Below are 6,170 nucleotides of genomic sequence, written 5' to 3' on the forward strand. Positions count from 1 at the left end.
GCGCATGGGGGCCTCGGGGAGGGCGAAGCGGGACGGTTGCCACCCAGCTTACACGATGCAGCACCGAGCGCTCAAAATCGAGTTGCTGCAGACCACGTAGTGCACTGCATCGGAGACCACAGGCCTGGCTGAGCCAGCCTTGGACATAGTCATAATTCCTTGTCAGGCTTTGGCTTGCCATACGAAAGAGGGATTGGAAACCGGTCCTCGTTGATTTTTATCTTCTTGTAAGCTTCTGCAGCGGGATCAAGCCCTAATGAGTCGAACAACATCAAAGTATACAAAAAAACATCGGCAGCCTCATCGGCGATTTTGTCCTTCATATCGCCATCTATATCAACATTGTCCTTACTCCATTGGAAAATCTCCAAAAGCTCAGCAGCTTCTATACTGATTGAAAGCGCAAGATTTTTCGTATCATGGAATTTTCCCCAATCCCTCGCGTCGCGAAACTCGCGCAACAAGGTTAATAGATCGTCTATTCTCGCCTTCATCAACAACCCTTTCGCAAGGCTCCCTGGTTACGATTTCTTGCACCTGATATCATAACTCAGGGAAGTAGCCCACCAAGCGCGGGCGGGGAGGCGCGTTGAGCAAGTGGCGGACGCATACCTGACCTTAGCCGAAAAGGTTCTAGTGGCTGTGCGACAGCCTCTGAAGGCGCGAGCTATAATCGAAGCTGCGTACCTTAATGAGCTTTTTCCATGGCATTTACGCGGCCCACGGCAGGACAGGACTTTGCACGCTCGCCTGAGCGTTGATATATCTAGAAACAAGGAAAACAGTCTTTTTTACAGAAACGGGCCGGGAAAATTCTTTCTGCGCAAGTTCCTTTATGATGCGGAAATTCCACCCGTTTTTAAGAATATTTATACTGCGCGACCTCGTCAGAAGGACTTGGCGAAAGAGCGAATCCTGGCGTTTAGGGCCGCGATCTTCAGCGACGTCCGGCGCGATGGAGTCACAGTTCCGATTAGCCGAATAATAGATGCCCTTCAAGAAGGGCGGTATTCATATGAAAATTACAGTCGCGTCCAGGGCGACAACAATCTTTTACCCGTTCGAAGTTTCGTTATAGTACATCAAGGTGACGAAGTTCTGTCTTTCCGTCGCGGCTCGTTTTTCCCCTTAAGCGATCCACTATATGGAGCCCGCAGCATTGGCTTTGGGAGCGAAGTTACGGCCGACAATAGAGATTTATTATTCGATAGCCTCTTCGGCATACTAGCGAGCGGAGTGGAGGAACTAACTTATAGCATTGGCTTGCCACACCATCACGCCAGAGATGCGCGTTATAATAATAGACTTCATCCATTTGTTGGGATAATAACAGGGTCGGGCAACAGGCGACGCCCTGCGCTCCACGTCGTGATGACATATCGTTGTCCCGAAATTTTCTCTCCGGTTAAAGCGGCCCTTTCGGTCAACGAACTGCGCTGGATCGATGCAGCCAACCCCGCAAACACATTAGATGACTTTGATGATGCATCTGCGTTCTTGTTCGAACAAGACTATGTCCGCGACATGATCCGCGTTTGCGAAGCATCTTGATGCGCAAGCTATCCAAATTAATTGGCGACGAAGAGGCAGATCTCCTTCGTTATTCACTACGCCTAGATAATTCTGTGCGCGGTATTAAGTTCGCGCTTCAAACCATTTGCGTACATTATGAAGCTGGCAGGCGTCTTGCGAATTCGTCGGATCACCGGCAGGCTATCCATAGCCATCTAAATAGCAAAGAAATTATTCTTCGCCGCTGGTCTTTGAAGGCATTGGGTTTAATTGGAAATCCAGATGATGCATCAAGAATCGTAGACCGCCTGAGGGTTGAGCACGATCAGGAAGCGCAGACTTGGGGAACAGCAGCACTGCTCGGCAGCTCTCCAGATCAAGATCTTAATGGTATTGTCGCAAGATCGGGACTCACCAGTAGCACGCCCCTTCTTCTAGCCGCACGTCTTTATGCACGAGAGAGCTGGGTTCGTCGATATCCAGACCCGCCCATTATCTCCCTTTCAGACGACGAACTTACTCTCAAATGGGCGATATTCCTCATCGGATATAAAAAAGCCTCTGCCAATCTTTTTAGTGATCGTCACGAGAACAATGTATTCTTAGGAGAACTTAATAAACATACTTCGGATGAAATATCCGAATATTCGATTTGGGCGCTTCATGAGCGGCCGGATTACAATTTTTTAGATGCCAAAGTCCGCATAGATGAGATAAAAGACAGGCCGGAAAATGTCAGAAAATGGCTATACCGCTTATTGCTGAAATCCCAGGATAGCGCTCAGCTAAGACCAGATATGCTTACAGAGCTGACTTGGGAAGGCTCGGCTTCAGCAAAAGAAGGTTTAGCACATGGACTTAATGATCTGACCGGAACCCTCTATAACGAGGCTATTCTTGATTGGTATTATCGTGAAAGCGAAGAAAATATTAGAGATTTATTGCTTATAGCAATGGCAAAACGAGCAAATGACAATGCTGAGTTTGCCGAACTCGTCGAACGCAGCTTCGTACGCGAATCTGCCGACAGCAGTCTACGGCGCAAGTTGTTAGCCGCAGGCGAAACTACCAAGATCTACCCTCATCTCAAGCGAATCGCATTAATGGACAAAATGCAGCGTGAGGGATTGCTGCAATTTGGGCTCGGGTTTGATCATAGAACGGATGGAGGAATCATAGTGAATAATACCACGACAAACATAAATATCAGCGGTGGCGTGTCTGCCCAAAATTTCGTTACTGGTGACATGATAGGTAGCGCCAATGGTGCCGTTCAAAACTTGCAAGCGAATAGGTCAACCGACAAAGAAATCTTGAGCGAGATTGTATCGTTTTTGAACTCGTCAAAAATATCAGATGCCGCCAAACAAGAACTAGCTCAAAAAGTAAAGCTAGTCGCAGAAGAACCTTCCGATGATAACAAACAAGGCTTAATCAGCACTGTCAAACGCATCGCAGATGCTGCGTCGATTACTGGAACTGCCATCGAGGGTATCGATAAAATTATGGATCTTGTAGGCGGCCTACTCACCTAGGATCTAGTTTTAAATCTAGCGTACTTTTGCGATTGAGCACATAACTTGCTCAATCGCCCCGTCGACTGCGGCGTTCAGGCTTATCGTATTAAGTCCATACTCCTTCGTGATAGACAGTATCTGAGTATCAACGCAATCTCTTAATTCGTCACTCTCATGGTCTGCCTTCCTCTGCTCAAAAATTCCAGATTTTTCAAGCCTAACAACCAAACTTATGTTGCGAAACATCGAAGCGCTAACTTGTTCATAAAGGTTTGACAGGCTTTTGGAAGTTTTAGAGAGACATCTAACGTATGCTAAAGCGTCAATTGCACATCGATCTAGCACCACAATATCGGCTTTTACTTTTCGCTCGCGCTCTATATGCGCTGCATATACTGAGGCTATAGAGTCGGCCGAGGCCGCACTTCCAACTGGTATGCCAAAAGCCCTGATGCTCTGCCCTAAGCCATTAAGTAGGCACGCTGTCGTTGACGGAAGCCTTTCCGTCTGCTCATATATTTTCTGTGCAAACGTAGATTTACCGACGCCTTGCGCTCCTGTGACTGCTACAAACAGACTGCCGTTCGATTTAATATTTTCCATAAGCGCTTCCATAATCCTATTATTTATTGCTTACGCTCGCATCCTAATTCTTAGATATTAATCTAGCGGCAAAAACCTTGGGCTCAGGCGTCAGCTACTGAGATATCATATAGGTACGCGACGGATGGCCAACCGACAAGGGCTTGAACCCCTGCAATATCCAGCATCTGCTTTTTCTAAATTTTCTCTACAACACACTCTTGAAGCGCGCGGCTGAAACACTCCGATTTTTTGCTGGATATTGAGGGAGGTAGTTTTGATGTGTTCTCAAGTAGTTTTGCTGAAAAAGTCGCAGCAAATCTGGCACCTTTGCAGCACCCAGTTTGCGCTGCCCAGGGTCCATTCGATGCGATCTGGCTCTGCTGCGAAGTTGGTATCAGCCTCCAAGCTCGCAAACCGCCCGCCCGCATGGCACGCTCCATGCCCGTCTCCCCCAAACCGGTGAAGGGCCCCGATGACAGCTCCGCTGAACCGCTGCTCCGTCGAACCGCTCGCCCGGATGACGCGGCGCCTCGCCGACGTCGCCGCCGGCCGCACCGAGCCCGATCTGGTGATCACCAACGCGCGGGCGCTCTCGACCTACTCGGAGCGCATCCTGCCCGACCGCGAGATCTGGATCGCGGGCGGGCGCATCGCCGCCCTGAAGCCCGCCGGAACGTACAAAGGCCCGAACACCTACGACGCCCGGGGCCTGATCCTGGCGCCGGGGCTGGTCGATCCGCACCTGCACATCGAGAGCAGCATGGTCACGGCCTGCGCCTACGCGGAGGCCGCGCTCGTCAACGGCACCACCACGATCGTCTGCGACAGCCACGAGATCGGCAACGTGCTGGATCGCGACGGCGTCGCCTGGATGCTGGAGGACGCGCGGCAGGCGCCCCTCAGCATCTACCTCTCGGTGCCCAGCACCGTGCCGGCGACGAGCCCGGAGATCGAGACCGCGGGCGGCGACCTGACGCCGGAGAAGATCGCGGCCCTGTTCGACGCGTGGCCGGAGGCGATCGGGCTCGGCGAGAAGATGGATTTCGTCGCGGTGGCGGAGGGCGATCCGCGCGCCCACGCCATCCTGGCGGCGGCGCTGGAGCGCGGGCGCCCGGTCTCGGGCCACATCTACGGGCGGGACTTCGTGGCGCCCTATGCGGCCAGCGGCGTCACCGACACGCACGAGGCGGTCGATGCCGAGATCGCCGACGACCTGCTGGAAGCCGGCCTCTGGATTCTCTTGCGGGGCGGTCCGCCGACCACCCCCTGGCACTCGCTGCCGAAGGCGATCGGCACGGTGACCGAGTACGGCGCCGCGTGGAAGCGGGTCTGCGCCTGCACCGACGACCGCGACGCCGACGACCTCCTGGCCTACGGGCTCGACTGGGTGGTGCGCGAGGCCGTGCGGCTCGGCATCCCGAAGCCCGCCGCCTGGGCGATGGGCTCGCTCCACCCGGCGACCCGCTTCGGCCTCGACGGCGAGATCGGGGGCCTAGGGGGCGGGCGCCGGGCCGACCTCGTGCTCCTCGACGACGACCTCGTGCCCCAGGCCACGTGGTATGGCGGCGAATTGGTGGTGGAGGGCCGCGCGCCGACGCCCCGGCTGGAGGCGGCCCTGGCGCGGCCCTACCGCTACCCGGAGCCCGCCTACCGCACCGTGCGCCTGCCCGAGCCGCTGCCCGCTTTGGTGCCGCCGCTGCCCGCCGGGCCCTGCACCGTCAACGCCATCCGCACGGTGCTGCCGGGCATCGAACTCGCCCATGCCCGCCTGCCGCTGGTGCCGGGCGCCGACTGGGCGCAGACGCTCGGCGCGCACGACCTCTGCCACGTCGCGGTGATCGAGCGGCACGGCCGCAACGGCAACGTGGCGCACGGGCTCCTCAGCGCCTTCGGCCTGCGGCGCGGCGCGGTGGCCTCCAGCGTCGGGCACGACGCGCACAACATCGTGGTGGCGGGGCTCTCGGAGGCCGACATGCGGGCCGCCGTGGAGGCGGTCGCCGCCGTGCAGGGGGGCGTCTGCGTGGTGGCGGACGGCGCCGTCGTGGCGCGCGTGGCGCTGCCGGTGGCCGGGCTGATCTCGGACCGGCGCGTCGGCGCGGTGGCCGAATCCGTGCGGGCGCTGAAGGCGGCCTGGACGCAGGCCGGCTGCGCCATCCCCTATATGGGCTTCAACCTGATCCCGCTCGCGGTGATCCCGCAGATCCGCATCACCGACCGCGGCCTCGTGCGGGTGCCGGAGATGCGGCCGCTGCCGCTGTTCGAGCCGGCGTGAGGCCGCCTCACGGCCCGCGCCCGAGCCCGGCGAGCAGCACCGCGAGCTGGGCCTGGCGGCCCGTGCCGGTCTTGGCGAAGACGGCCTTGAGCTGCGTGCGCGCCGTGCTCACCGCCACGCCGAGCGCGTCGGCGGCCTCGCCGAGGTCGCGCCCGTCGGCAAGCATCCGGGCGAGGCGCGCCTCCGCGGCGGTCAGCCCGTAGAGCTCGCGCAGCAGCCCCTCGCCGGGCGGGTGCGCCTCGGCCGGATCGACGATCAGCAGCACCGCCCGCGCCTGCTGGAAC

General features: G+C 57.0%; 4 protein-coding genes and 1 pseudogene. 3 read left to right on the forward strand and 2 right to left on the reverse strand.

Annotation, left to right across the window (positions count from 1 at the left end):
• Positions 1 to 149 precede the first annotated feature (149 nt).
• Positions 150 to 494: a nucleotide pyrophosphohydrolase gene (locus AX737_RS32575; protein ID WP_082773288.1), complete on the reverse strand. Its 345-nt coding sequence runs from the start codon at positions 492 to 494 to the stop codon at positions 150 to 152.
• Positions 495 to 738: 244 nt separating this feature from the next.
• Between AX737_RS32575 and AX737_RS32580 the strand changes: the two genes are divergently transcribed.
• The 3 genes from AX737_RS32580 (at position 739) to AX737_RS25165 (ending at position 5,886) form a co-directional block, all read left to right on the forward strand.
• On the forward strand, positions 739 to 1,551 hold the full coding sequence (locus AX737_RS32580) for a hypothetical protein (RefSeq protein ID WP_348626810.1): 813 nt from the start codon (positions 739 to 741) through the stop codon (positions 1,549 to 1,551).
• Positions 1,551 to 3,047, forward strand: coding sequence for a hypothetical protein (locus AX737_RS33625; RefSeq protein WP_156453951.1), 1,497 nt, complete (start codon positions 1,551 to 1,553; stop codon positions 3,045 to 3,047). Before AX737_RS32580 ends, AX737_RS33625 begins: the two co-directional genes overlap by 1 nt.
• Before the next feature lie 1,039 nt (positions 3,048 to 4,086).
• Complete coding sequence (locus AX737_RS25165; RefSeq protein ID WP_066926169.1) at positions 4,087 to 5,886, forward strand: adenine deaminase C-terminal domain-containing protein; 1,800 nt, start codon at positions 4,087 to 4,089, stop codon at positions 5,884 to 5,886.
• A gap of 7 nt (positions 5,887 to 5,893) precedes the next feature.
• On the opposite strand, the pseudogene AX737_RS34875 reads toward AX737_RS25165, so the two are convergent.
• Positions 5,894 to 6,170 (reverse strand): annotated as a pseudogene (locus tag AX737_RS34875) (helix-turn-helix transcriptional regulator); the annotation flags it as partial.

This window comes from Methylobacterium sp. CCH5-D2, from assembly GCF_001556475.1.
Classification (GTDB): Bacteria; Pseudomonadota; Alphaproteobacteria; order Rhizobiales; family Beijerinckiaceae; genus Methylobacterium; species Methylobacterium hispanicum.